General features: G+C 52.5%; 21 protein-coding genes and 1 pseudogene. 14 read left to right on the top strand and 8 right to left on the bottom strand.

The window, feature by feature from the left end; translation table 11 throughout:
• Positions 1 to 25 precede the first annotated feature (25 nt).
• The 8 genes from BH712_RS03785 to BH712_RS03750 are packed head-to-tail and all read left to right on the top strand — an operon-like array spanning position 26 to position 9,875.
• On the top strand, positions 26 to 697 hold the full coding sequence (locus tag BH712_RS03785; RefSeq protein ID WP_006808945.1) for a DUF6246 family protein: 672 nt from the start codon (positions 26 to 28) through the stop codon (positions 695 to 697).
• A 12-nt stretch (positions 698 to 709) separates the two neighbouring features.
• Positions 710 to 3,613 carry a tail protein (tape measure) gene (locus tag BH712_RS03780; RefSeq protein ID WP_006808944.1) on the top strand — a complete coding sequence of 968 codons (2,904 nt, stop codon included), beginning with the start codon at positions 710 to 712 and terminating at the stop codon, positions 3,611 to 3,613.
• A gap of 10 nt (positions 3,614 to 3,623) precedes the next feature.
• Positions 3,624 to 3,851 (top strand): hypothetical protein, encoded by a 228-nt coding sequence (locus tag BH712_RS03775; RefSeq protein ID WP_032673497.1) that lies wholly within the window; start codon positions 3,624 to 3,626, stop codon positions 3,849 to 3,851.
• A gap of 41 nt (positions 3,852 to 3,892) precedes the next feature.
• A complete protein-coding gene (locus tag BH712_RS03770) occupies positions 3,893 to 4,390 on the top strand; it encodes a hypothetical protein (protein WP_006808943.1) in 498 nt (165 codons plus the stop codon).
• The gene (locus tag BH712_RS03765; RefSeq protein ID WP_006808942.1) at positions 4,390 to 4,860 is read left to right on the top strand and encodes a hypothetical protein; all 471 of its coding nucleotides are present in this window, start codon (positions 4,390 to 4,392) and stop codon (positions 4,858 to 4,860) included. Before BH712_RS03770 ends, BH712_RS03765 begins: the two co-directional genes overlap by 1 nt.
• Complete coding sequence (locus BH712_RS03760; protein ID WP_045284219.1) at positions 4,823 to 5,239, top strand: NlpC/P60 family protein; 417 nt, start codon at positions 4,823 to 4,825, stop codon at positions 5,237 to 5,239. Before BH712_RS03765 ends, BH712_RS03760 begins: the two co-directional genes overlap by 38 nt.
• Complete coding sequence (locus BH712_RS03755) at positions 5,226 to 7,703, top strand: host specificity factor TipJ family phage tail protein (RefSeq protein ID WP_006808940.1); 2,478 nt, start codon at positions 5,226 to 5,228, stop codon at positions 7,701 to 7,703. The genes BH712_RS03760 and BH712_RS03755 overlap by 14 nt, the downstream gene beginning before the upstream one ends.
• A 57-nt stretch (positions 7,704 to 7,760) precedes the next feature.
• Positions 7,761 to 9,875: a tail fiber/spike domain-containing protein gene (locus tag BH712_RS03750; RefSeq protein ID WP_006808939.1), complete on the top strand. Its 2,115-nt coding sequence runs from the start codon at positions 7,761 to 7,763 to the stop codon at positions 9,873 to 9,875.
• A 25-nt stretch (positions 9,876 to 9,900) separates the two neighbouring features.
• Here BH712_RS03750 and BH712_RS03745 read toward each other — a convergent pair whose 3' ends face one another.
• From BH712_RS03745 to BH712_RS03735, 3 genes are read right to left on the bottom strand one after another with little or no spacing between them, the layout of a single operon-like run.
• Positions 9,901 to 11,328, bottom strand: a complete 1,428-nt coding sequence (locus BH712_RS03745; RefSeq protein ID WP_006808938.1) for a glucosyltransferase domain-containing protein — start codon at positions 11,326 to 11,328, stop codon at positions 9,901 to 9,903.
• Positions 11,325 to 12,242, bottom strand: coding sequence for a glycosyltransferase family 2 protein (locus BH712_RS03740; RefSeq protein WP_006808937.1), 918 nt, complete (start codon positions 12,240 to 12,242; stop codon positions 11,325 to 11,327). Before BH712_RS03740 ends, BH712_RS03745 begins: the two co-directional genes overlap by 4 nt.
• Complete coding sequence (locus BH712_RS03735) at positions 12,239 to 12,601, bottom strand: GtrA family protein (RefSeq protein ID WP_006808936.1); 363 nt, start codon at positions 12,599 to 12,601, stop codon at positions 12,239 to 12,241. Before BH712_RS03735 ends, BH712_RS03740 begins: the two co-directional genes overlap by 4 nt.
• Positions 12,602 to 12,713: 112 nt before the next feature.
• Here BH712_RS03735 and BH712_RS25075 point away from each other — a divergent pair, with 112 nt between their 5' ends.
• Together BH712_RS25075 and BH712_RS03725 are read left to right on the top strand one after the other, a co-directional pair.
• Positions 12,714 to 12,953, top strand: coding sequence for a hypothetical protein (locus BH712_RS25075; RefSeq protein ID WP_006808935.1), 240 nt, complete (start codon positions 12,714 to 12,716; stop codon positions 12,951 to 12,953).
• A complete protein-coding gene (locus tag BH712_RS03725; protein ID WP_006808934.1) occupies positions 12,953 to 13,270 on the top strand; it encodes a hypothetical protein in 318 nt (105 codons plus the stop codon). The genes BH712_RS25075 and BH712_RS03725 overlap by 1 nt, the downstream gene beginning before the upstream one ends.
• Before the next feature lie 139 nt (positions 13,271 to 13,409).
• Here the strand turns inward: BH712_RS03725 and BH712_RS03720 are convergent.
• Positions 13,410 to 13,604: pseudogene (locus BH712_RS03720) on the bottom strand (PTS sugar transporter subunit IIBC); the annotation flags it as partial.
• A 179-nt stretch (positions 13,605 to 13,783) separates the two neighbouring features.
• On the opposite strand from BH712_RS03720, the gene BH712_RS03715 reads away from it, so the two are divergent.
• Complete coding sequence (locus BH712_RS03715) at positions 13,784 to 14,812, top strand: Mal regulon transcriptional regulator MalI (protein WP_006808932.1); 1,029 nt, start codon at positions 13,784 to 13,786, stop codon at positions 14,810 to 14,812.
• An 81-nt stretch (positions 14,813 to 14,893) separates the two neighbouring features.
• Here the strand turns inward: BH712_RS03715 and BH712_RS03710 are convergent, their stop codons facing one another.
• Positions 14,894 to 16,420 carry a YdgA family protein gene (locus tag BH712_RS03710; RefSeq protein ID WP_006808931.1) on the bottom strand — a complete coding sequence of 509 codons (1,527 nt, stop codon included), beginning with the start codon at positions 16,418 to 16,420 and terminating at the stop codon, positions 14,894 to 14,896.
• 99 nt (positions 16,421 to 16,519) lie between these two features.
• Positions 16,520 to 17,695 carry a mannose-6-phosphate isomerase gene (gene manA, locus BH712_RS03705; RefSeq protein WP_006808930.1) on the bottom strand — a complete coding sequence of 392 codons (1,176 nt, stop codon included), beginning with the start codon at positions 17,693 to 17,695 and terminating at the stop codon, positions 16,520 to 16,522.
• A 199-nt stretch (positions 17,696 to 17,894) separates the two neighbouring features.
• Here manA and fumA point away from each other — a divergent pair, with 199 nt between their 5' ends.
• Complete coding sequence (gene fumA / locus BH712_RS03700; protein ID WP_006808929.1) at positions 17,895 to 19,541, top strand: class I fumarate hydratase FumA; 1,647 nt, start codon at positions 17,895 to 17,897, stop codon at positions 19,539 to 19,541.
• Between the two features lie 182 nt (positions 19,542 to 19,723).
• A complete protein-coding gene (fumC, locus tag BH712_RS03695; protein WP_006808928.1) occupies positions 19,724 to 21,118 on the top strand; it encodes a class II fumarate hydratase in 1,395 nt (464 codons plus the stop codon).
• On the opposite strand, the gene tus is transcribed toward fumC, so the two are convergent.
• Together tus and rstB are read right to left on the bottom strand one after the other, a co-directional pair.
• A complete protein-coding gene (tus, locus tag BH712_RS03690) occupies positions 21,119 to 22,048 on the bottom strand; it encodes a DNA replication terminus site-binding protein (RefSeq protein ID WP_006808927.1) in 930 nt (309 codons plus the stop codon).
• 74 nt (positions 22,049 to 22,122) lie between these two features.
• The gene (gene rstB, locus BH712_RS03685) at positions 22,123 to 23,421 is read right to left on the bottom strand and encodes a two-component system sensor histidine kinase RstB (RefSeq protein ID WP_006808926.1); all 1,299 of its coding nucleotides are present in this window, start codon (positions 23,419 to 23,421) and stop codon (positions 22,123 to 22,125) included.
• A 628-nt stretch (positions 23,422 to 24,049) separates the two neighbouring features.
• Here rstB and uspF point away from each other — a divergent pair.
• Positions 24,050 to 24,484, top strand: a complete 435-nt coding sequence (uspF, locus tag BH712_RS03680; RefSeq protein WP_006808925.1) for a universal stress protein UspF — start codon at positions 24,050 to 24,052, stop codon at positions 24,482 to 24,484.
• The last annotated feature ends 38 nt before the right edge of the window (positions 24,485 to 24,522 follow it).

The following is a 24,522-nucleotide window of genomic DNA, read 5'->3' as shown; positions in this document are numbered from 1 at the left end:
ATAATGACCGTTTACTGGAAGGCCTATGACTGCTTTAACCGATATTGGCGAACTGTCTATCAGCGACAGCTGCGAAGGCGGGAAAGATTACCTGTTGCGACCTTCATTCGAGGCCATGACCAGGATCGGCACTCCGGAAGAGATTGTGCAGGCATACGCCACCATCCACGGCAATGATGTCGCTCATCTCATTGAGGTGTGCGCTGGCACGCTGGGGCGCTTTCCTGAATGGATGTCTCCTTCTTTCAGCCGCGCAGCCGAGAAGCTGTTATCGACGTGCATGCTTGTGCTACAGGCGTGCTGTGAGGACGACCTGACGCCAATGATCGGTGAATGGAAAGGGTGGCGGCATTGTGTCGTCTACCGCCCGGGCCAGATGCCGAAGAACGACATCATCGTGCTGGCGCAGCACCTCATGCAGCACGGGGTCGTCGGTAAAGCCAAAGTCCGCCAGTTGCAGCGCCACGAAACTGGTGAACGAACTACAGAATTTAAGGCCTTCGACTACATCAGCGCTGCACGTAGCCACTTCGGCATGAATCGCGCCGAAGCCTCTCAGTTAACAATGACCGAATTTCAGATGCTGCTGGCGGCGAAATACCCGGACCAGAAAGGCTTCACTCGCGATGAATACGACAGCATCGCTGACGAATACCTGGCTAAACAGGCCGCGCGCAGGGCAAAAGCAAAGCAATAACCGGAGAATGACATGGCAGGTGAGAAGAACGCCGGTAGCATCGTTTATGAAATCAGCGCCGACGTTGAGCCGCTGTTACAAGGCGGCAAACAGGCCATTGATGCTCTGGATAAACTGGATGCTGCGGCCCAGCAGTCCGGAAAGGGCATGGATAACCTCGACGAGAGCGCCTCACAAACCGGGGCCGCGTTTACAGAACTGGCTGGATATGCCAACTCCATGGACAACCAGCTGCGCAAGCTGAACACCAACGTGAGTGGTATTGCCCGTGCAATGGAAGAGGCCAGAAGCGGCACCGGTGGTGCGAGCAGTGAATTCAGCCGTGCAGAATCCATCATCGAGGCGCTTGGTAACCAGTTGGCTGTTCTGGATGAAGCGCAGGAGAACGGCGCGCGCAGTGCGGCTGTTCTTGCTGCACAGCTCCGCGCCGGGTCGAAAGCGACAGACGAAGAGAAGCAGAAGATCGGCGAGTTGACCGGGCGGCTCTTCGACATGAAAGGTGCTGCTGATACTTCGATGGGCAGCAACAAAGGCTGGAAGTCCAGCATGCAGCAGGCCGGTTACCAGGTGCAGGACTTTATCGTACAAGTCCAGGGCGGGCAGTCTGCATTGGTAGCATTCGCCCAGCAGGGCTCGCAACTCGCTGGCGCGTTTGGTCCGGGCGGCGCGGTAGTTGGCGCAGTGATCGCGCTGAGCTCTGTCATCGCTGGCGTGCTGATTACATCGCTTAATGGTGGAAAGAACGCCATGGACGCGCTGAAAGATGCAGCCGAAGCGATGGATAAGGTGATCACCATTTCCCAAAATGGCGTGGCCGCTCTGTCTGATAAGTACGCGAACCTGGCAAGAACAAACGCCGAGGCAGCAACCATCCTGAGAAATCAGGCAATGATTGAGTACAACGCTGCCATAGCGAAGATCCCTAAATCCATCAATGATGCTTCCAGTTCTATCGTTGGATTCACCGACAAGTTGAAGACTTCTTTCGTTGGTGGTATTGCCTCCATCGATGAATTCAACAAAAACCTTTCTACAGTCGGGGCAACAGCTGACAACTACTCGGCAGCCATGGAGCAAGCAAGGGACGCCGGGGCAAAGTTCACCGTTAACGCCAACGCGATCCAGAACACAGTAACCACGCTTGCGGATAAATTTGGCGTGTCTGAGCAGCGCGCATTCGAGCTAAGCAAGCAACTCTCTGATGTGGCGAACAATCCAACGCCTGAAGCACTACAAAGGCTCGTTCTTGAACTTCAGAGCACAGAGAGTTCGACAAAGTCAGGAGCTGATGCAATAAGGACGTTCCTTGGCCCGCTGACGGAACTCGTTCGAGTAGCTGGCGAGGCCCAGATCAATCTCTCCGGAATGAAAAAAGAGGTCGACAATCTTACCTCAGGGCAGAAGAACCTTATAAAGCAGTCAGAACGCAATCTGGCACTGTCTAAGCTCCAGGGTGAGGCCCGCGCACGGTTGCAGGCGCAATACGCTGCCGAAGATGCCGGGTTTGCGAAGGATGATCCGCACGCTAAGCAGATGCAGGATGACGCTGCCGCTACGTACAAAAATACGCAGGCGCAAAAGACACTTCAGACCGAGCAGAAGAAAGGCGCCTCTCAGGCTGATTCTATTGCTCAGAAACTGGCGAACCTCAAGCAGCAGTCAGAGCTTGCTGCCGAATCAACCAATAATCTGAGTCGCGAGCAGGCGATCCTGAATGCGCAGCAGTCTCTCGGAAAAGGAGCCACTAAAGAACAGATCGCGCTGGCGGGGCAGTACGCCGCAACAAAATGGGACACTGCCAACGCACTCAAAGCACAAGCCGCAGCCGAGAAACTCCTGCCAGAAGCGCGCGAAAATGCAAGCTATAAGCAGGATGTTCAGGATCTGAATACCGCGCTGGCTGCTAAGAAAATCAGTCAGGAGCAGTTCAATCAGACATCTGAGAGACTGGAGGCAACCCACCAGGCAAACCTCGCAAAAATCCGCGCGCAGCAGGCGGTGACGCCACAGCAAGAGGCAGTTGCACAGGTTGATCCAGTGCAGCAATTAGCTAATCAGCACGCACAGCAACTGGCCCTTATCCAACAGTTCGAGCAGCAGGGGTTATTGGCTCACCAGAATGCATTAGCCCTTAAAAATGCTGCCGATACGCAGTATGAGCAGCAAAGAACCGCTGCACAATGGGAGCTTCTTAGCCAGCAGAGCCTGGGGTACAGCATGCTGACAAGTGCAGTAGATGCGTTTTCAGGTAATGCATCCAATGCGTTAACCGGGCTGATCACCGGAACGATGTCAGCGCAGGATGCTATGCGTTCTCTGGGGAATACGATGCTGAACAGCGTGGTAAATGCGCTAGTCCAGGTTGGAGTAGATGCCCTCAAAAACTTCATTATCGGTCAGACATTGGGCGCAGCGGCTACTGCTGCTGGAGCATCTCAGGCTGCAATATTGGCTACAGCTTGGGCTCCTGCCGCCGCCATGGCTAGCCTCGCTTCATTTGGGGCCAACTCAGTTCCTGCCATGACAGGAATTGCTTCAACGGTAGGCCTGGCACAGGGCCTTGCTTTAACCGGTATGCGTTACAATGGCGGCCCGGTGAATGCAGGAGGTCTTTATCAGGTCGGTGAGCGAGGGAAGCCGGAGATTTACCAGGCCAGTACCGGTAAGCAGTACATGATACCGGGCGACAACGGCAGGGTGATCAGCAACAAAGATATGACCGCAGGGGGCGGAGTTAGCGTCATAATCAACGTTCAGAATATGACGAGTGCCACATTTGACGCTCAAGCTACGAACAACGGGGATGGTACAATAACCGTGGATGCCATTATTGCTGACTTGAATAATGGAGGTCCTATATCGCAGGCTATCACTGGCAATACAACTGCGAAAAGAACACCTCGAGGTCAGTTATAAGGAGATATATGTGGTTATTGAGCCAAACGATGTGCAATCAATACCAACAGAGATAGGCAAGCCTCATAAGCTTTATCCAAACAGGGCAGTAGAGTTTGTCTTTACTCTAAAGGATGGCTCTACAATTAAAGGCATTGCTCCTGCTGGAGAGGATCTGGAATTTATTAATCATGGGGATATCGTTGACATTAAAATCAATGTTTACGAAGCACCGCCTGGTCCAAGATCCGTTGAATAATCAAACCCGCTTCGGCGGGTTTTTTAATGCCTGGAGCTTAGATGCCAATTATCGACTATCCCGACTGGCTGCCGCTGGCGCAGAAGGCCAGCAAAAACATGACTCTCGATACCGGGTTCCAGACCGATCAGCCAGCGGTCGGCCCGGCTATCTTCCAGAACCTTACTGACGACCTGAAAGTGACCTGGTCCCTGACGTGGATTTTCACCTTGGCTGAGGAACGAGCATTCCAGCAGTGGCTACGCAGCCCAAACTATCTCAACCGGGGCCTGAACTGGTTCAGGATGAATATCAATCTGGGCGGCAGTGGTCTCCAGTTGCAAGAGCTTCACTTCACGCAGATGCCGGTGCAAACCAGTATCGACGGCGGAGTGGTGACCTGGACGGGAACCGTTATCTCTAACCATCTGTACAACGCTGACGACGAGTTCGACGACATCATTGTTGAGCTGCCGCCGCCGTGGGATTCGTGGCTGGATATCGTTGTCACGGGTTATCCGGACGGGCGCGATCCGGAATCACTACCGAGGGTGCCGTAATGCCGAGCTTCAGGGAGTATAAGCAGCAACGCCCGACGCGCGGACTGTACGACACCATTACGTTCTACCATCCATCCTTTGGTTACGTTCGCCTTGTCGACAAGCAGTTCTTCCCGAAGACGCTCGGCGGCCAGACGTACACGCCAGCGCGCTTTGAAATCGAAGAGAGCCAGCAGAGCGGTACGCCGGTGATCGACGCTACGGTGAAGTTAGGGCGTCTGTCGTCTGACATCAAAGCTCTCATGAAGCAGTGGAAAGGGGCGGCGCGGCTAACAGCTATTACGGCCACGCGGCAGATCTTTGACAGCGGCGATGTGTCGGTACCGATAAAGTCCTGGCAGTTATACGTTAAGACGGTGGACATCGACGCAGACTCCGCCTCGGTAACCCTGTCTGTCACAAATCCGCTGAACAACAACATTGGAAGGCTCTATGACCCAACGGAATACACTGGCCTTCAGTACCTCTGATTTTATCAGCAGGATAATCGGCGTGCCGTGGTCTAACCGCGCCTGCTCATTCGAAAAGACTGATTGCTGGGGGCTGGTTGTGCTGTATTACCGACATGTGCTCGACATTGAGCTGCACCAGACGCCGGGTTACGAAGCCGGGGAGGATTTCTTCACCTGCTATCAGGGAGACGTCGTTTTCTGGCGCAAGGTCGATAAACCGGTCGACGGGGGGATATTTGTCGGGTACCGCGGCGCGCAACCGGCGCACGTTGGCCTGGTACTGAACCGGCAGGCGCTGCACTCGCGTGGAGAGAACGGAAGCGTGCGCATGGACTCGTTGCTGGTCATTCAGCGGGCATTCACCAAAGTGGAGTTTTTCGAATATGGCGCTGGTTGAGATATCGAATTTTCCAGGAACGCCTAAGCTGCGTTGCAGGGTGCCAAACGGCACCCTTTTTTATGACTGGCTGGCGGCCAATGACGCTACCTTTCACCGCGATCTGCTGATCGTCCGCAACGGCGTAAAGCTGGGCGACGATGATGAGCTGGCGTTTGAACTGAGTGAGCTGGACCATATCCAGATATTCGACCAGCCAAAGGGCATTGTCGGCGACATCCTGAGCCCGATCTTTAAAGTGGTGGGCCAGGTGTTTTCGTTCCTGGCGCCGAAGCCGGCAATCGCGAACAGCGGCGGTAATACCGTCGACTCGCCCAACAATAGCCTGACCGGTCAGACAAATACCGCTCGCGTTTACAAGGCAAAGCCGGACATTTACGGGCAGATTCGTTCGTTCCCGGATCTGATTCAGGAGTCGGTATTCGAATACGTACACCAGACTTCCACAGACGGCGGCCTGAAGTACGTCACTGAATGGATGTGCATCGGGATCGGCAAATACGATTACGAGTCTGTGCGCTACTCAGAATCGAGCCTGGGCTCTCTGGCTGGTGCCGAATTCCAGTTCTTCCAGCCGGGAGAAGTAATCCCGCAGATCGTCGAGGGATACGGGTTCGATGACGTTGACGGCCAGGAGGTTCCAGGGCAGAACGAAGCCAGCGACTTCCCGATCGAAACAGCAACGGCAAACACGGTGGTCAGCGGAACGTATTCCGGCGGCCAGATAGCGATGAAAATCGTGAAACAAGCCGAGTTCGACTATTTCATGGGGCTGGTTCTGCCGCACGCGGTTACCTTCACCATCAACGTGACGTACAGCACCGCCTCCGGCAACGTAACTACCGATGCGACATTCTCCGGTACGCTGATCTCCGCCGTTGAAACAAACGATGGCGCGGTGGTGAATCCGGTGCGCTGGTACACGTTCACGATGAACCAGTTGGAGGGGCCGCAGGACATTCCGGCTAACGCCACGATCAACACTACGAAGTTCATCCTGAACGATAACGAGGCGCTGGTGGTTGGGCCGTTCTTTTCCCCGGTCGAGTCAACGCAGCTGTGGCTGCATACCCAGTCCAGCCTCGGCGGGAAGAAGGAGACAAACTGGAAGGTTGTCATCTGGAAAATCGACGACGACTACAACCAGGTCCCGGGAACGCAGCAGACGTTCACGTACCGGCAGACGACGCCGCACCAGTCAACGAGTGAGGTATTCTACCGCACTGACAAAATCACACCGACAGGCGGCTTCGGGAAGTACGCCGTCAGCTTCCAGCGCACGGATAACTCCGGTGACGCGTCACTGCTCAAGGTCGAAGAGATCCACAGCATCAACATCAGGACGAATGTGGTTCACCCGACTGACACGCTGGTGCGGGTGAAAGTGAGGGCGACCGAGAATGCCCTGGGCAGCCGCGAGCGCAAATATAACGCACTGGTGACGCGCCACACCATTACGTACGACCTGGACACGCAGACGGTGGATTACACCCTGAGGCCGTCGCGCTCGTTCGCTGATGCAGTGGCTCACACCTGGCTCATCATGGGTGAGCAGCCGGTAAGCAGCATTGACCTGTACGGGCTGTACTCGATCGCCGAAAGCCTGCCTGATGAGCGACTGGGCTACTTCGACTACACGTTTGACGACGAGAACGACTCACTCGGCGACCGCGTGCAGGCGATCTGCAATGCGGCGTCGGTGGTGGCGTACTGGGATGACGGCGTGCTGACGTTTACTCGAGACCAGAAGGTTGATTACCCGGCGGCCGTATTCAACCGGGCCAACATGAAGACGGACGAGTACAAAATGACGTACGAAGCTACTCTTCCAGGCGGTTATGACGGCGTGCAGGTGTCCTACGTTCACCCGACCACGAACAACAAGACGTACATCAACTACCGCGTGCTGAACGGTGCCATCGTTGAGCAGGAAGCGGAAAACCCAAACAAGCTGGAGATCGTCGGCTTCCGTAATGAGTATCAGGCCCGAGAACGAGCTCTGCGAGAAACCAAGCGCCTGATTTACTCTCGGGTGAAGATGAACGCCAAAGTGTTTGAGGACGGCATTATCCAGGTCGGTAGCGTCATTCAGATGCCCGACATCTACGACAGCAACCAGCAACAGGGTTACATCACCGGGCGCGCCGGTAATAACTTTGATACCAGCGAGCCGATCACGTTTACCGGTTCGATGTATGTGCTGGTTACCGACAGCCTGGGTAACCCGACTCTGCGCTATCCGGCCACCGCCCGCAGCGACACGAAGTACGGCTTCACCGCGGCAATACCCGACATTCAGCTCAATATATGGAACGGAGACACTGTGCAGCTCCCGTCGCGCTACCTCATTGCGACAGTGGAGGAACTGGACAGTCAACTATGGACGGTCAACAGCATCAAACCGAACACAGACAACACGGTATCTCTGACCGTCGCGGAGTACAGCGACGCCATCTACCAATAAGAACCGTCCCCGACCAACCAGACCCGGCCACCGCGCCGGGTTTTTTATGGAATCAATATGGCTACGCAACCTACCAATTTACCTGTTCCAAGCGAATCACCGCGCGATCTGAAGTTTAACGCCGGGAAAATTGATGAGTTCGTTACATCACCTGCTCATACATACACTGACAGGTTTGGTAATCAGCACCGGACAATTGCTGGCATCAATTACACAGCATCAACGGCTATTTCAAGCCTCGGGTATATCACTCTTGATAGCTTCGAAGATGGGAATAATCTTACGCTTCCTAATCAGGTGCTACGCTATGAGGCTACCGGCGAATATTATCGTTGGGATGGCGAGTTACCAAAGAGCGTAGCACCTGGCTCTACGCCGGAAACATCAGGAGGAATCGGACCTGGTGCATGGCTTAGCGTAGGCGATGCATCACTAAGAACTGATCTTGCCAGCGGTGAAAAGGCAAGTCTGGTCGGCTACGGCTCATCTACAGTAAAAGATGCTCTTGATTCGGTTGTAAATAAACGTGTCCTTTACTTCTCCCGATTCGGTACGCTGCAATCTTTGCAGTCTTACATCACATCTAATAACCTAAAAAACGTTGAAATTATTTTTGACCAGGTTGTGAACTTTGGCCCAGGTAGCGGTGGCTTAGGTACGATCGTAACCCTGAGCAATATGGACTGGCTTGAAATCCGCGGACTGGTTATCAGGGACACCCTGCTTTACTCCGGTGCATTTGACCTGACGCGCGTGTTCGACCTGAAGAATATCACCAATCTGGTGTTTGAAGTGGATGCATCTTCCACCCTTGAGTATGTGGGTGATGATAAGCGCGGACTGACCCCACTGCGCCTGAATGGATGCGATAACTTCACATTTATTGGTAAGACATCTAAATGTTATGAAGGGTATGAGTGCGTTAATGTAAAAAACCTTTATGCTCGCAGTGTGAATAATGATACACGATATCCTCATATGTTGGGCACAGTTGGAACCGTAGATATACACACGGTCAATAATGGTTGTCGCCGTGACTTCTTTTTGACGAATAATTGCGGTGGCGGCGATATTACAGTTGATGCTGTGGACACCCAGCAGGGCACGCCGATCAAGATGTATTTCTATAATGGAAATATGGACAATCAGATATCTAATTTGGTTGTCAATTATAAATACAGAAGTACAGGGCGTTATGATTCAATCCTTCCAGCAAGAACACCCCCCATTTGGCTAGAGTGGGGATGGGATAGCACCACAACAGAGCCATTGATAAACGGGATAATGCGCAACATCGAGATTAATTATGATGTAGTTGGTGGGACTTGGGGGGCTGTAATTGGTACCAGAAAACTCATCGACGAAACTGTAGGTGATACAAATTCTCGTGGTTACGTATTCTCTAACATCACAGTAAAGGGGAGAATTGAACTTGGCGGTGGCGGAACTGGTAATAATGCAGTTTTCTTCAATTTTCGAGATGCTGACAACTGGAAGGCAGGAGATACTGTCAATGGGTTTGCATGCAAAGATCTGGTAGTAGTGAAACGCAATGGTGGTAACGTTGTCCTAAATGTCAGTCAGTTAATGTCTGCTGTTACAAACTACGGCGGTGTCACGTTCGATAATGTGTCTGCACCAGCAGGTGTTACTGATACAACCGATTACAGCAAAGTTAAATTTAGAGATTGCGTTTTTTCAGATTTCGCCAGCATGGGAGCAACTCCTGACGTCAGTAAAAGCGCCAGTGGTTCTTTTATGCTTATAAAAGCCGCAGAAGATTCAAGAAACTTTAAAATTGGCACAATTAGCACATACCGAAATGTCAGCCTCTGGACGATTGATATCGTGGCAAACTCACCATGGTCAGGCGTCACAAACGCATGGCATGGAAGAATCCAAGGAACACTATCGGCAGGCAGCACTCCAGCAGCACTTACAATGGAGGGGGCCGTCCAAAGCACCTATACGAAAGGAACAGCAGCTACGCCGACTGTATCAGCCGATATTAATGGTAACGTGTTCCTTAACTTTGCAGGATGGGATTCACTCGAAGCTAATATAGCAGTTCGCGTTAGCATGCAGTACGATGAATTTAGTGGAGGTGTTAACAAATCGGTTAGAGGAATGCTAGGCAAACAAAATGGTGGATTTAGCCTAGCATTAAGTTAGAGATGAGTGCGCGAACCGGTAGCCCTTAGTTCGCGCACTTAACTTTATTGAAGTCTAATATTGATATATTTGAGTCAGAATAAAGAGTAAAATCTTTATTCGCTAGAGCAACTCTCATGCTACATATGTTCTTTATAGCATTGACTCTTCTTTCACCCCTCAAGCCCCAGGCTCTTTCACCAATGGAGTCTGTCCTCTTAAACTGAGCCACACCCCATGTCCATGAATTTGACATATAGGTTGGGATTAAGTGTTTAATTATAGGGAATTTATCATCATAAATTTTGACTCTGGCTGGCCTTTTAACTTCACCGTTAATAACTAAATTTGATTCATCGGTGGAATATATATAAGGACGGGCCATTGAAATAATTGAATCAATATATTCATTATTTGCCTTGGTGGCATTTGCATATGATACACAAAGAATCAGACCAGCAAACAAATATAACCATGATCCAACTGTTGTTAGCCAGTTATCTCCATTTACAGCTAACGCCAAGCAACAAAGGCATGTTAAAAATACAGGGGCTCCTATCATTATTCTAGGTGTCCACCATGTGCCACTTAAAAAAAGACCGGGTCCAATTGAAATTATCAGCGCTAAAGCCACCATTATGATAGGAAGCGCTTTCATATGAAATTTACGTCCTGACCTGACAACGTACATTAAAAATAATACGCATGGTAGCAATAGTAAAGCTAATGAAAATACAAGCTGATAGCTAGTGGCATCAGATAATAAATCAATGTATTTATAGATGTTATCTGTTAGTTCAACTTGTGAATTAATTATTCCACCCCTGCCATTCATATCTAAGGAAAGAGCTTTCCATGTTATAGATGATAACAAGGTGGAAGTTAAAAAAGAGAAACATGATGCTATACCAAGCAACATACCATTTTTGAATGACTTCCTGAATTCATCTGCACAGAAAAAACACGCTATCACTAGGTAGCATGTAGATGATGCTTGATACGTTTGCAGTGATACGTAGACACATATCACTGATGTCACAATAAATAATAAACATTTATTGTACCAAAGAAATGGTATGCATATAGCCAATATTGAAATTCCCATGCTCAAGGAATCAAATCTATAAGATAAATTCTCAAGCATGAAGGGAGAGAAAAGTATTAGCAATGAAATTGGAACTAAAGATCTTGTATTAATACCGAAGCTTTTAGCAATTGTAAATCCAGATAAAGCAATAAGAAGTGATGAAGCAAAATTGCCAATTGGGTAAATATCCGTTACTGGATATCCCCCAGACAACAAAATCATCAACGCAGAGGTCAAAACTCTACCATCATGCATCCATGCAAGACCTGTCAATGATCTTCCAATATCATCAATGTAAAGACCGCCAGTTAAAACTATTGGCGTAACATACGCCAATGAAATAATGACTATTGCTTTAAGACTTTTATCACTTAAATATGAATTCATTTGTTACCCTTAAGAATGTATCTAGGTCTGTTTTTGACCTCAACATATATTCTGCCAATGTACTCACCAAGCACACCGATCCCTATAAGCTGCACGCCGCCAAGGAACAAAATAGATACCAGCAAGGATGGATACCCACGAACTGGATTTCCAAATGCCAGCGTGTCAACAATCATCCACGCACCGTACAGGAATGAAAGCCCCGCAACAAACAACCCTATATAAGTCCACATACGGAGAGGGAATGTGGAAAAGCTTGTGATCCCTTCAAGTGCCAGGTTCCAAAGCTTCCAGCCGTTGAATTTCGTGCTGCCAGCTACGCGCTCGGCTCGGGCATACTCGACTACATCAGTGCGCCCACCAACCCAACTCAAAACACCCTTCATAAACAGGTTTCGTTCTGGCATGAGTTTAATGTTTTCCACAACCTCGCGGGACATCAGGCGGAAGTCACCAACGTTTTCTTCTATCTTTGGGTTGCTGATTTTGTTGTGCAGCTTATAGAACCATTCAGCGGTCTTGCGCTTCAGTCTGCCATCTGTAGAACGATCAGATCGTTTGGCCAGCACCATATCTGCTCCAGCCTGCCATTTCTCTATCAGGTGCGGAATGACTTCTATAGGGTCCTGCAAATCTACGTCAATGGGGATGATTGCTTCACCGGTTGCGTGGTCAAGCCCGGCGAACAGCGCGGGCTCTTTACCGAAGTTTCTTGTGAATGACAGTGGAACAACCAGCGGATCGGCAACAGCAAGCGCGTTGATAATTGATTCTGTCGCGTCTTTACTGCCGTCATTGATGAAGACTATCTCGACTTCATGCTGCTGAATACCTTCAAATTCCCGAACTGTTTTATAAAAAATCGGTATCGCGTCTTCTTCGTTGAAGACTGGAACGACCAGAGAAATTTTCATTTCGCATCCCTAAAGACAATGAACTTTGAATAGATAAATCCGCACACCAGACTGATTGCGGAGAACACGATTAACGTGATGATAGGAGCCATGCCAGACTTATCAGCGCACCATCCAACAATCGCGCTAAGTGAGCCCATGAATCCTACGTAGAGCATGTAGCGCAGAGTGGTAGTCGAGGACTTAAACGTGAATCTGGCGTTTGCGAAGAAGCTGAATGACACCGCCACGACAAACCCAGCGAAGTTGCCAAGTGCCTGACCTGTATGGAATGCGTAAATGCAAACGGCGAACACCACCCAGTGAATGAGCGTGTTGATAACACCTATTGATGTGTACTTAGCAAAGAGCTTTAACATTATAAAAATCAGTCAATTCGGAAAGGTCTGAAGTTTAGCACCACTGTGAAACTTGATCGACCCTCATATTTAACGATACTGTATATGCATACAGTTATTTTGTGAGGTGATTATGCCACGCACAGCAGACATTCATGCCGCGTTTGTTGCGGTCATAGAGTTAAACCCCAAGGGGTATCGTTACCTGAGCACAGACGCATTCATAGAGAAATTGCGGGAGTTCAACTGGCACTACACACGCGAAGAAGCGAACGCCTGGATAGAGCGATACCAAAAAGACTTTGCTGACAAGACGACAGACGGTAGCGACAACAGGTACTGGATCCTGCGTAACATGGGGAGGGTGCACTGATGGGATTTCCTTCACCGGCGGCTGATTTCGTAGCACCGCGTTTATCTCCGGAAATTATCTGCGGGATCGGCATGGGCAGCCGCATCCTCGAAACCTCGTCTGGCTTTGCGGTTATCGAGCCGTGCACCAGACTGGTACAGAATCAGGTTCTGCTAATCCTCAGCGGCGGACGGACTCAGTTTGCCAGAGTCATGGGCAGGGCGCTGATTTGTGATAATGGTGAAGCGATAGAGGGGGAGGCTGCGGAAGAGGTTGAGGTGATGGGGCGGGTGACGTTCTTCATCAACAGCGTGATGCAGGATGACAGGGTGGTGTGATGGGGCATAGGTGGGGCATAAAGTTACCGCGAAACGACGTTAGTACATTGCACATGACAAATCGTATCGCGGCAACATAGCAGAAGTTACCGCACATCAATCCAACATCAAGCCACTTCGTTAAAAGACTTAATAGTCTCCAGATGAAGATCGCCTGAAGTACCGGATTTCCCAGGAAAGGGATTAGGGTAATGACATCGTGGCTGCTTAACGAACTGCCGATCCCCAGCATGATCCCGCAAAAAGAGAGAAGCGCCACGGGCAGCATAAAGGTTTTACCCAGTTGCTGGAAAAACTCCCACAGCGATATTTTTTGTGCTGCTTTCGTCGTCATAAAACGACTCCTTAAATGGTGGAAAGAGATTTAACGGCCTCGATGGGGCGAGAAGATAAAACGTTTTATCAAACTTTAGTGCGCGCTAAATCACATTCTCAGGCTTTTACTGGTAGTATAAAGATAATGTATTGATAAAACGTTTTAGCGATCTCATTATCAAGGAGTCACGCCACCCTATGGCTGTAGCGAAAAAGATCACCATCAACGATGTCGCGCTGGCGGCAGGCGTTTCCGTCAGCACCGTTTCGCTGGTATTGAGCGGGAAGGGGCGCATCTCTCCTGCAACGGGTCAGCGCGTCAACGAGGCCGTTGAGCAACTGGGCTTTGTGCGTAATCGCCAGGCGTCGGCACTGCGCGGCGGGCAAAGCGGGGTGATAGGGCTGATCGTTCGCGACCTCACGTCGCCGTTTTATGCGGAACTGACCGCCGGGCTTACCGAGGCGCTTGAAGCGCAGGGGCGAATGGTTTTCCTGCTCCACGGCGGGCGTGAACCGGAGCAACTGCTGTCCCGGCTGGATATGCTGCTGACGCAAGGGGTCGATGGGGTGATCGTGGCTGGCGCGTCTGGCGTGGGCAGTGAACTGTGCGAACGTGCCGCGCAGAAAGGCGTACCGCTGGTGTTTGCGTCGCGCGCCAGCTATCTCGACGAAGCCGATACTCTTCGGCCAGATAACATGCAGGCCGCACAAATGCTGACCGAACATCTTATTCATCGCGGCCATCAGCGCATCGCCTGGCTCGGTGGGAAAAGCTCGTCCCTGACCCGTGCCGAGCGGGTGGGCGGTTACTGCTCCACGCTCATCAAATACGGCCTGCCGTTTCACAGCGAATGGGTGGTGGAGTGTGAATCCAGCCAGAAAAAAGCCGCGGAAGCCATCGGCAAGTTGCTCCGCAACAGCCCGACGATCAGCGCGGTGATTTGCTATAACGATGTCATTGCAATGGGGGCGTGGTTCGGTTTGATCCGCGCCGGACGCCAGAGCGGTGAGGGCGGGGTAGAAACGTTCTTCGGCCATCAGGTAGCGCTGGGGGCGTTTGCGGACGTCGGTGAAAATGCGCTGGACGATCTTCCCATCGTCTGGGCGACGACACCGGCTCGGGAAATGGGGTATACCCTGGCAGACAGGATCATGCAGCGGATCGAGAAGGCGGACGTGCAGGCCGGGCATCAGATTGTGGCGGCGCGGTTAGTGACGGCGAAGTGACGCAGGATCAGAATCGCAGGCCGGGTAAGGCGCAGCCACCACCCGGCAATAAAAAACCCCTCATGCGAGGGGTTTTGTCGTTTACTGCTGCGGTACTGCCGGTGGCGCTGCCGGTTCAGCCGGTTCCGGCATGCCCAGCGTCGGCATACCAAACATGCCGACAAAATCTTCCAGCGCCATTTTGTCGCCGTTGAGCGTCACCTGACCATTCGCATATTGCAGGCTGGTGGAAATGGTGTTGTCTTCCACCTTCGTGATGCGGAACATCTGGCCCATCGCCGCCAGGCCTTTCACCTGCTGGTTTGCCAGTTTGCCTGCATCATCTTCACCATAACCTTCCAGCTTCGCAATCTGCGTCATGAACTCGGTCGCCATATCCATCGGGATAGTCAGCTTGCTGTCGAGCGACTTCACGCTGCGATCAACTTCCTGGGCCAGGGTCTGCGGCTCGCCGGTCGCGGCTGACGGATCCTTAAGGAACAGCGACAGGTTGAAGTTAGTTTCGCCTTTGTCGTTTTTCCAGCTCAATGGTGCAACGGTAATCACCGGCTCGCCCTTCAGCAGGATCGGCAGGTTATTAAACAGCACCGCCATTGCCTGCTGCTGGTACGCCTGCGGGTTCTGTTGCAGGGCGGCATCGGTCAGCAGAGCCTGGCTCTCTTTGCTGTATTTCTGACTAAATTCGTGCCACGCCTGGCCGTCAATGTTGCCGATTTTCAGAGACAGCTTACCGGTACCGAGATCCTGATTTTGTACCTTCAGGCTTTTCAGGCTGTAATCCAGCTGGGTGTTGATGCTTTTACCGTCTTTGGACACGTCGGACTTGCCGTCCAGATCCATGCCTTCCAGCACCGCCATCTCTTTGCCTTCAATCGCAATGGCGATCTTATCGAGGCTCAGCTTCTGGTCGCCGATACGCTCATCAAAATCGGTCATACGGCTGTTGCCGCTGGCTTTGAGGTTGTTGAAGGTAAGCTGGACTTTCTGATTATATTCATTGACTGAATTCACCAGGCCGCTTGCGGCATCACCGGTCAGAGAGACAGTCTTGCCGTCACGATCGGCATCAAGCTGGAAATTGCCGCCGCTGAAGGCGACTTTATCGGTGCCTTGTTCGTAATTCAGCGCTTTCAGGTCGATGTCCGAATGCGTATCACCGGCATAGCTGATGCGGGTATTGATCTCAAATGGCGACGTGTTTTTCGCCATATCGAACAGCGGCTTAGTCACCTCATTATTGACCAGTACGGTTCTGGCGGAAGCCATGGAGGGGATCAGGTTAAACTTCTTCAACTGCGCCAGCGGGAACGGACCGTGGCTGACCACCTCATCCAGCACCACGCTCTGGCCCGGTTTCAGCCAGGCGTTCTGATTACCCGCAACCGGCTTCACCACCACCTGCATATGGCTGGTAAACACGCCGCGCTGGTAATTCTGGTAGCTCAGCTCCAGGCCTGCTTCAGGCGCGCTGCGCTTAATCTCGCTGTTTGCCTGCGCCATCATCTCTGCCAGACGGCTTTCCAGCTGTTTCCCGGTATACCAGGAAGCACCCGTCCAGATCACGCCTAAAGCAACAATCACTCCTACCGCTACGACCGATTTTTTCATTGCGATTATCCCTAAAATGAAACCAGGCGGTGAAAACCGCCTGGTGTTACTACGCCTGTTACTAGCTTAGCAAGAGTTGTTAAAAAATTCAGTAAGTCCCTAAAGCTTATTAAAAACACGCGCCAGGCGGCCGGTGCCGCTCACGCTGACAGGGGACTCATTTGCCGCGACAAAGGCGGATTCACCCGGTTTGAGCACCAGACGCTCACTACCTTTATGCAACGTCGCTTCACCTTCCACACAGAACAGGATCGCCGCGCTCTCCTGAGCAATGGCGGTTTCGTCGGCGCTGAGGTCGTGCAGGGAGAAGGCAAAATCGTCAACCGGAATCGGGAAATCCAGCTCTGCGCCGTTTTTCACTGGCTGAGTAAGCAGCTCCGCAGCAGGTTTCGCCACGAACTTCACGTTGGCAACCAGTTCAGGGATGTCGATGTATTTTGGCGTCAGGCCCGCGCGCAACACGTTATCGGAGTTAGCCATTACCTCCAGCGCCACGCCGTTCAGGTAGGCGTGTGGCGTTTCAGCAAACAGGAACATCGCTTCGCCCGGGTTGAGCTTCACCACGTTCAGCAGCAGCGGAGAGAAAAGGCCGCTGTCGTCCGGGTAAAACTCGGCAATCACGCGAATGGTATCCCATGGTTCACCTTTCTGGCTGCTCAGCGCGGCTTTCAGCACCGCCAGCGCGTGGGATTTTTCTTCGCCCTGCATATTCAGCAGGCTGGCAAACAGCTCGCTCAGCGCTTCTGCGGTCGGGTTCTCCAGGAAGTGGGCGATAGCATTGTGCGCCCCGGCGACCGGTTGCAGCAGGGAGATGATGTCGGAAAATTCGCGGAAGGCGTTCATCGCCAGGAAAGGGGTAAGGGCGAAAACCAGTTCCGGCTTGTGGTTAGGATCTTTGTAGTTACGCTCTGCGGCGTCTAACGGAATACCGGCGGCATTTTCTTTGGCAAAACCGATTTCAGATGCCTGTTTGTTCGGATGCACCTGAATGGAGAGCGGCTGGTCGGCGCACAATACCTTGAACAGGAACGGCAGCTCACCAAAACGATTCGCCACTTTATCGCCGAGGAGCGCGGCTTTATCGGCGTCGATGACGTCACGCAGGCTGCGCACCTGGCCGCTGGCATCTTCAATTTTTGAGCTGCTCTTCGGGTGCGCGCCCATCCACAGCTCTGCCATCGGCAGGTTGTCCGGGTTGGCGATACCGTAGAGATCCGTTAACGCAGTTTGACTTCCCCAGGCGTAGTTTTGCACTGAGTTGATGAGTTTTTGCATTATCAAGCCCTGATTCAAATGTGGAATTAACTCCGCGTATTAAAGCAATAAACCGATTGGAAGTAACCTGCGGATGTAAAAAGTCGTACTAGTCTCAGTTTTTGTTAAAAAATTGTGTAGGATAAGCTGACTCGCTTTTAAGCCGGGCAGCGGAACATCTGCCCTGAATAAACAGACCGAAGCAGTAAGTGAGAGAACAATGTCGAATAAACCCTTCCATTATCAGGATCCTTTCCCCCTCAGTAAGGATCAGACCGAGTATTACCTGTTAACCCGCGATTACGTTTCTGTCTCTGAGTTTGAAGGGCAGGAGATCCTCAAAGTTGACCCGCAGGCGCTGACGCTGCTGGCGCAGCAAGCCTTCCACGATGCGTCCTTTATGCTCCGTCCGGCGCATCAGCAGCAGGTTGCCGATATCCTGAACGACCCGGAAGCCAGCGAGAACGACAAATACGTCGCGCTGCAATTCCTGCGTAACTCTGATATCGCGGCGAAAGGTATTCTGCCAACCTGCCAGGACACCGGCACGGCGATTATCACCGGCAAAAAAGGCCAGCGCGTCTGGACCGGCGGCGGTGACGAAGCGGCGCTGGCGCGCGGCGTCTACAACACCTACACCGAAGACAACCTGCGCTATTCCCAAAACGCGGCGCTGGATATGTACAAAGAGGTCAACACCGGCACCAACCTGCCTGCGCAGATTGACCTCTACAGCGTCGACGGTGACGAGTACAAATTCCTCTGCATCGCCAAAGGCGGCGGTTCAGCCAACAAAACGTATCTTTACCAGGAAACCAAAGCGCTGCTCACTCCGGGCAAGCTGAAGAATTATCTGGTCGAGAAGATGCGCACCCTCGGCACCGCGGCCTGCCCGCCGTACCATATCGCCTTTGTGATTGGCGGGACGTCCGCTGAAAGCACCCTGAAAACCGTCAAGCTGGCCTCAACCAAGTATTACGATGGCCTGCCAACGGAAGGTAACGAACACGGTCAGGCGTTCCGCGACGTGCAGCTTGAGCAGGAACTGCTGGCCGAAGCGCAGAATCTGGGACTGGGCGCGCAGTTTGGCGGCAAATACTTCGCGCATGACATTCGCGTGATCCGCCTGCCGCGCCACGGTGCTTCCTGTCCGGTGGGGATGGGCGTGTCGTGCTCCGCGGACCGAAACATCAAAGCGAAGATCAACCGCGACGGCATCTGGATCGAAAAACTGGAGAACAACCCGGGTAAATATATCCCGGAAGAACTGCGTAAAGCAGGTGAGGGAGAAGCGGTACGCGTTGACCTGAACCGCCCAATGAAGGAGATCCTGGCGCAGCTTTCGCAATATCCGGTTTCAACGCGCCTTTCCCTGAACGGGACGATTATCGTGGGTCGCGACATCGCCCATGCGAAGCTGAAAGAGCGCCTGGACAACGGCGAAGGGCTGCCGCAGTACATTAAAGATCACCCGATCTACTACGCAGGCCCGGCAAAAACGCCTGATGGATATGCTTCCGGCTCGTTAGGCCCAACCACGGCGGGCCGTATGGACTCCTACGTCGACCAGTTGCAGGCCAACGGCGGCAGCATGATCATGCTGGCGAAAGGCAACCGCAGCCAGCAGGTGACGGACGCGTGCCACAAGCACGGCGGCTTCTACCTCGGCAGCATCGGCGGCCCGGCGGCGGTGCTGGCACAGGGCAGTATCAAGAGCCTCGAGTGCGTGGAGTACCCGGAACTGGGTATGGAAGCGATCTGGAAAATTGAAGTGGAAGACTTCCCGGCGTTCATCCTCGTGGATGATAAAGGTAACGACTTCTTCAAACAGATCCAGTCGTCTCAGTGTTCGGCGTGTGTGAAGTAATTCTGTAAAGTGCCGGGTGACGCTGTCGCTTACCCGGCCTGCATTCTCGTAGGTCGGGTAAGGCGCAGCCGCCACCCGACATCAAAAAGAGCGCACAAAGCGCCATAACGTTTCTCAGAAGTCATCAATACTTATCTCTTAAGCATGTGAGCAATCCCATCTTTGTTATCAAGGAGTAAGTAATGACAATGCATCGCCGCGAGAAAGACTCCATGGGCGCTATCGACGTCCCGGCCGACAAGCTATGGGGCGCGCAAACCCAGCGTTCGCTGGAGCATTTCCGCATTTCGACAGAGAAAATGCCCGTCTCGCTCATCCAGGCACTGGCGTTGACCAAACGCGCTGCCGCCAAGGTGAATCAGGATCTGGGCCTGCTGGACGCCGATAAAGCCACCGCCATCATCAATGCCGCCGACGAAGTGCTGGCGGGCAAACATCCCGACGAATTCCCCCTTGCCATCTGGCAGACCGGTTCCGGCACCCAGAGCAACATGAACATGAACGAGGTGCTGGCGAACCGCGCAAGCGAACTGCTTGGCGGCGTGCGCGGCATGGAGCGGAAGATCCACCCTAACGATGACGTGAACAAAAGCCAGAGTTCCAACGATGTGTTCCCGACGGCCATGCACGTGGCGGCCGTCATCGCTATCCGCGAGCAGCTTATCCCGCAGCTCAACGTGCTCAAATCTACGCTTAACGAGAAAGCGCAGTCTTTCCGCGACATTGTTAAAATTGGTCGTACACACCTTCAGGACGCCACGCCGCTGACGCTCGGCCAGGAGATCTCCGGCTGGGTGGCGATGCTTGAGCACAATCTTAAGCATATCGACAACAGCCTGCCGCATCTGGCGGAGCTGGCGCTCGGCGGAACGGCGGTTGGCACCGGGTTGAACACCCATCCCGAGTACGCGGTCCGCGTGGCCGAAGAGCTGGCGAAGATCACCGGGCAGCCGTTTGTTACCGCCCCGAATAAATTCGAAGCGCTGGCGACCTGTGATGCGCTGGTTCACACCCATGGCGCGCTGAAAGGGCTGGCGGCCTCGCTGATGAAAATTGCCAACGACGTCCGCTGGCTGGCCTCCGGCCCGCGCTGTGGCATCGGCGAAATCAGCATTCCGGAAAACGAGCCAGGTAGCTCCATTATGCCAGGTAAAGTGAACCCGACGCAGTGCGAAGCCATGACCATGCTGTGCTGTCAGGTCATGGGTAATGATGTGGCGGTCAATATGGGCGGCGCGTCGGGTAACTTCGAGCTAAACGTTTATCGCCCGATGGTGATCCACAATGTGCTGCAATCGATTCGTCTGCTGGCTGATGGCATGGAGAGCTTTAACGAGCACTGTGCGGTGGGCATTGAGCCAAATCGCGAGCGAATCAGCCAGTTGCTGAATGAATCCCTGATGCTGGTAACGGCGCTGAACACCCATATCGGCTATGACAAAGCGGCCGAAATCGCTAAAAAAGCGCACAAAGAGGGGCTGACCCTGAAAGCCTCTGCGCTGGCGCTGGGCTACCTGACGGACGCCGAGTTTGATGCCTGGGTCCGCCCGGAAGCGATGGTGGGCAGCCTCAGATAATCACGGCGCCACATACAGGTGCAGTCGCGGAATAATCAACTGTAGCGGCTGCGCCTGGGGTTTATAGCGATGCTGAACGTTTTCCGCATCGTAGTTAAGCAGTTCCCCGATATCCGGCACCACCTCTCCCTGATCGGCATCGTAGAGCGCAATCAGCGGCGTCGGGCAGGCGTATTGCACCTGCTTCTGCTGTCCGGCATACCAGACGCGGGCGATAGGCTGCACCTTCACCGGTCGCTTTATTTTAAGACGCGTATCAGCTGGCAGAGAGGCAATACTGTGGTACTCCTGCTCCAGCCGTTCAATCCACTGTTCCCGTGACCACGGGGCGACCGTCCTTGGTGATTTCAGGCTTTTCTCAAGCTGCGCCAGGATCTCATCGCGCGTGAAATTTTTGATGATGTGCTTGTTGGCCCAGCCGAAGCGCAGCGTGGCGGGGTGACGCAGTACCGTCAGCGAGCGGTAAGCATTCAGGGTGATCAGCCCCGGAAGCTGGCGATGCACCCATTCAAAGCGGGCCGCGGGTGCCAGCCCGGACTCAACGGTCACAATCTTTTCGAAGGCGGCTTTCAGCGTATTGATATGCGTAATCTTTGCCTCAATTGCTTCACGCGTTGCGGTATCCGTTTGCAGACAGATGACGCCGGGCAGGCGAACGGCGGCCTTACTGCTGCGGTTTTCGGACTGCTGCTGGATGAAAAGGCGGCGATAGTGCTGCAACGTCAGGCCCAGCGCCGCCTTACCGATGTGCTGTGTCACCTCAATGGTGTTCAGCGGGTCGTGTTCCGCGCCTTTCGCCACGTCGGGCAGGGAAAAGACGCGTGCGGCCAGCAGGCGGCAGTCCTGTAGTTGCCCCGTCAGGGTCAGTAACGCCTGCTCTATTTCCCGAAATGTGGTGTTCAGCCTTTCGATGAGATCGTAAGTCGCCATGGTAAACCTTAATTAGTTACAACATACTAAAGATATAGCACAACACGCCGGGTCAGGCCAGCGTGCGGTGTATGTCAGGCAGGTACGGGAAGGGGGAGGTTGTGATAGATCGGCCAGCTAAAGACGAAACGGGCTCCGCCCAGCTCGCTCGCTTCACAGCGAACCGAACCACCCATCGCCTGGGCAATGGAACGGACAATAGCCAGCCCCAAACCACAGCCGCCGGTAGCACGGTCGCGGCTGGGGTCGAGGCGCACAAACGGCTCGAAAACTTTTTCACGCTCAGCTGGCTCAATGCCGGGGCCATCGTCTTCCACACACAAAATCGCCTGGCTTCCCTGCAAATCTAAACCTATGCGCAGCGTAGATTCGCTGTAGCGCATGGCGTTGTTCATCAGATTATCCAGCACGCGCTCCATCAGACGCATGTCCAGCCCGCCGTACGCCCCGGGGGTAATGGCTGTCAGCAGTTTTCGCTGCGGGTTAACGCTCTGTACATCGTCAATATGCGTCTGTAGCCAGACGGGGAGATCCGGCGTACTGAGGTGCAACTCCGTCTGAGGCCGATCGAGGCGGGCATAGGTCAGCAGCTCTTCAATCAGCGCTTCAAGCTGGCCAATATCCCGATTGAGCGCCTGCGATTCCGCACTGGTGAGGTTCTCGCTCATCTCCAGGCGATAACGCAGGCGTACCAGCGGAGTGCGCAGTTCATGGGCAATGCCGTCGATCAGCTGTTTCTTGCTGGCAATCAGGGCATTAATGTTATCGGCCATCTGGTTGAAAGCAATACCGAGACGGTCAAAACTGGAGCCGCTGTCGAAATGTATGCGTTCAGTCAAATGACCCTCCCCAAAACGCTGTGCGGCGGATTCCAGTTTCAGCATGTCCTGCCAGTGCGGTCGCATCCAGATGAACACGGGGAAAGCGAGCGAGATGGCAATGAAGCCGAGCAGAGCGAGATCCAGCAGGCGCATCTGGTGCAGGTAATAGAGATAGGGCACCGGCCCGACGGCCAGGACATAGTGGCTGCGGGGAATACGCTGAATGAAGGTATATTTCTCGTCCAGTGCGACGATATCTCCGTCACGCAGACGCTGCATCGCAGGCGGCGCTAAATCAAAATCCTTCATGGGTTCGATCCGCAGATCAAATGACAGATTCAGATCCAGCTCTTTCAATGTGCGTGCCCAGTCATGGGGAGGAATTTCTCGCAGCTCGCTACGCATCAGGTAGAGCGAGCTTTTCATCAGATCGTCGAGGGATTGCCTGCCCGCGCGCTCTGCGGTGAATTTATAGACCAGCCCGACCAGCATGGTCATCACAAGAAAGCAGACAAACAGTAGGAGATAAAACTGCACAAACAGCTTTTTCATTAAGCATCACCGCAGAATCAAATAGTTAACTACTTTACTTTTTACCTTCAGGGGCACTACAGGGGCATTCACATGTCCCATTTGATTCGCTATGAAAGCAGGATTAGCGCCTGCCGACAACTCCAGCTTTGTGGTGAGCATCAATACTGCTGCTATAACTGCTACCGGTCTGCTCAGGGTTAGGTACGCGTTAGCCCACTTTGTACAAGGAGCGGACGTTGCGGCATGTTGTGCTTCTGGTTCGAATGCTGCCATTTTTCGTGTGGCTTATTGCTATTTTCAAACCAGAAGAATGTAAATATACGGCCTCGATAAATATTCGGAATTACTAAATTAAAGGATGTGTTTTGTCACAGTTGTACTTTCTAACCCTTTGCTCATATAACAAGCCTCATATAAATTATTTGATATAGATCATTATAAGAACATCTGTCACATTAAATAAATTAATTTGTTGCATGCTTTATTATTTATCTTTTTTTTGTTTAAAAAACGTTTAAGTTGAATCAAACAAAAAAGGGATATATTTAATGGGCAATATCTTTCATACCTCATAGAGATAACTGATTGGATTATCTCTGGTACTACCATCAAAATAAATTGAATAATTATAAATAATGGAGGATTTATGACCAGAAGATTACTCGTACCTATTGATGTGACAGAAGGTGAGTTAGCTCACACTATTATTACCCATACGCAAAATGAATCACGGTTTGATACTGCTGAAATACATTTTTTATCAGTTGTACAGCCGTTCCCGTATTACCCCGCGCTGGGTGGGCGTCACTCCATCCACATCCCATCGATCGATGAACTCGTAGATGATGCAAGAAAAACCCTCGAAAAAACAGTCAGAAACTTCGAGATTCCTGGTGTGAAAACCTTCATTCATGTCACGGCAGGTTCCCCAAAAGACAAAATCCTTGAAATGGCGGATAAGCTCTCAGCCGACCTGATTATTATTAGTTCGCGGCGCGACAAACTTACTAAATTTCTGCTCGGATCGACGACCGCTTCAGTAGTAAGGCACGCTGAATGCTCTGTACTTGTCGTTCGATGATTTACTCCCCCCTTAGTTCTGCTAAGGGGGGAAGGCTA

Origin of the sequence: Enterobacter hormaechei ATCC 49162, from assembly GCF_001875655.1 — a bacterium.
In the GTDB taxonomy this organism is placed as follows: Bacteria; Pseudomonadota; Gammaproteobacteria; order Enterobacterales; family Enterobacteriaceae; genus Enterobacter; species Enterobacter hormaechei.
This window is presented reverse-complemented; position numbering and strand designations above follow the sequence as displayed.

Excerpts from the sequence above, each read along its gene's own strand:
- BH712_RS03785 (WP_006808945.1), top strand. The coding sequence starts at position 26 with ATGACTGCTTTAACCGATATTGGCGAACTGTCTATCAGCGACAGCTGC.
- BH712_RS03780 (WP_006808944.1), top strand. The coding sequence starts at position 710 with ATGGCAGGTGAGAAGAACGCCGGTAGCATCGTTTATGAAATCAGCGCC.
- BH712_RS03770 (WP_006808943.1), top strand. The coding sequence starts at position 3,893 with ATGCCAATTATCGACTATCCCGACTGGCTGCCGCTGGCGCAGAAGGCC.
- BH712_RS03765 (WP_006808942.1), top strand. The coding sequence starts at position 4,390 with ATGCCGAGCTTCAGGGAGTATAAGCAGCAACGCCCGACGCGCGGACTG.
- BH712_RS03760 (WP_045284219.1), top strand. The coding sequence starts at position 4,823 with ATGACCCAACGGAATACACTGGCCTTCAGTACCTCTGATTTTATCAGC.
- BH712_RS03755 (WP_006808940.1), top strand. The coding sequence starts at position 5,226 with ATGGCGCTGGTTGAGATATCGAATTTTCCAGGAACGCCTAAGCTGCGT.
- BH712_RS03750 (WP_006808939.1), top strand. The coding sequence starts at position 7,761 with ATGGCTACGCAACCTACCAATTTACCTGTTCCAAGCGAATCACCGCGC.
- BH712_RS03745 (WP_006808938.1), bottom strand. The coding sequence starts at position 11,328 with ATGAATTCATATTTAAGTGATAAAAGTCTTAAAGCAATAGTCATTATT.
- BH712_RS03740 (WP_006808937.1), bottom strand. The coding sequence starts at position 12,242 with ATGAAAATTTCTCTGGTCGTTCCAGTCTTCAACGAAGAAGACGCGATA.
- BH712_RS03735 (WP_006808936.1), bottom strand. The coding sequence starts at position 12,601 with ATGTTAAAGCTCTTTGCTAAGTACACATCAATAGGTGTTATCAACACG.
- BH712_RS25075 (WP_006808935.1), top strand. The coding sequence starts at position 12,714 with ATGCCACGCACAGCAGACATTCATGCCGCGTTTGTTGCGGTCATAGAG.
- BH712_RS03725 (WP_006808934.1), top strand. The coding sequence starts at position 12,953 with ATGGGATTTCCTTCACCGGCGGCTGATTTCGTAGCACCGCGTTTATCT.
- BH712_RS03715 (WP_006808932.1), top strand. The coding sequence starts at position 13,784 with ATGGCTGTAGCGAAAAAGATCACCATCAACGATGTCGCGCTGGCGGCA.
- BH712_RS03710 (WP_006808931.1), bottom strand. The coding sequence starts at position 16,420 with ATGAAAAAATCGGTCGTAGCGGTAGGAGTGATTGTTGCTTTAGGCGTG.
- manA (WP_006808930.1), bottom strand. The coding sequence starts at position 17,695 with ATGCAAAAACTCATCAACTCAGTGCAAAACTACGCCTGGGGAAGTCAA.
- fumA (WP_006808929.1), top strand. The coding sequence starts at position 17,895 with ATGTCGAATAAACCCTTCCATTATCAGGATCCTTTCCCCCTCAGTAAG.
- fumC (WP_006808928.1), top strand. The coding sequence starts at position 19,724 with ATGACAATGCATCGCCGCGAGAAAGACTCCATGGGCGCTATCGACGTC.
- tus (WP_006808927.1), bottom strand. The coding sequence starts at position 22,048 with ATGGCGACTTACGATCTCATCGAAAGGCTGAACACCACATTTCGGGAA.
- rstB (WP_006808926.1), bottom strand. The coding sequence starts at position 23,421 with ATGAAAAAGCTGTTTGTGCAGTTTTATCTCCTACTGTTTGTCTGCTTT.
- uspF (WP_006808925.1), top strand. The coding sequence starts at position 24,050 with ATGACCAGAAGATTACTCGTACCTATTGATGTGACAGAAGGTGAGTTA.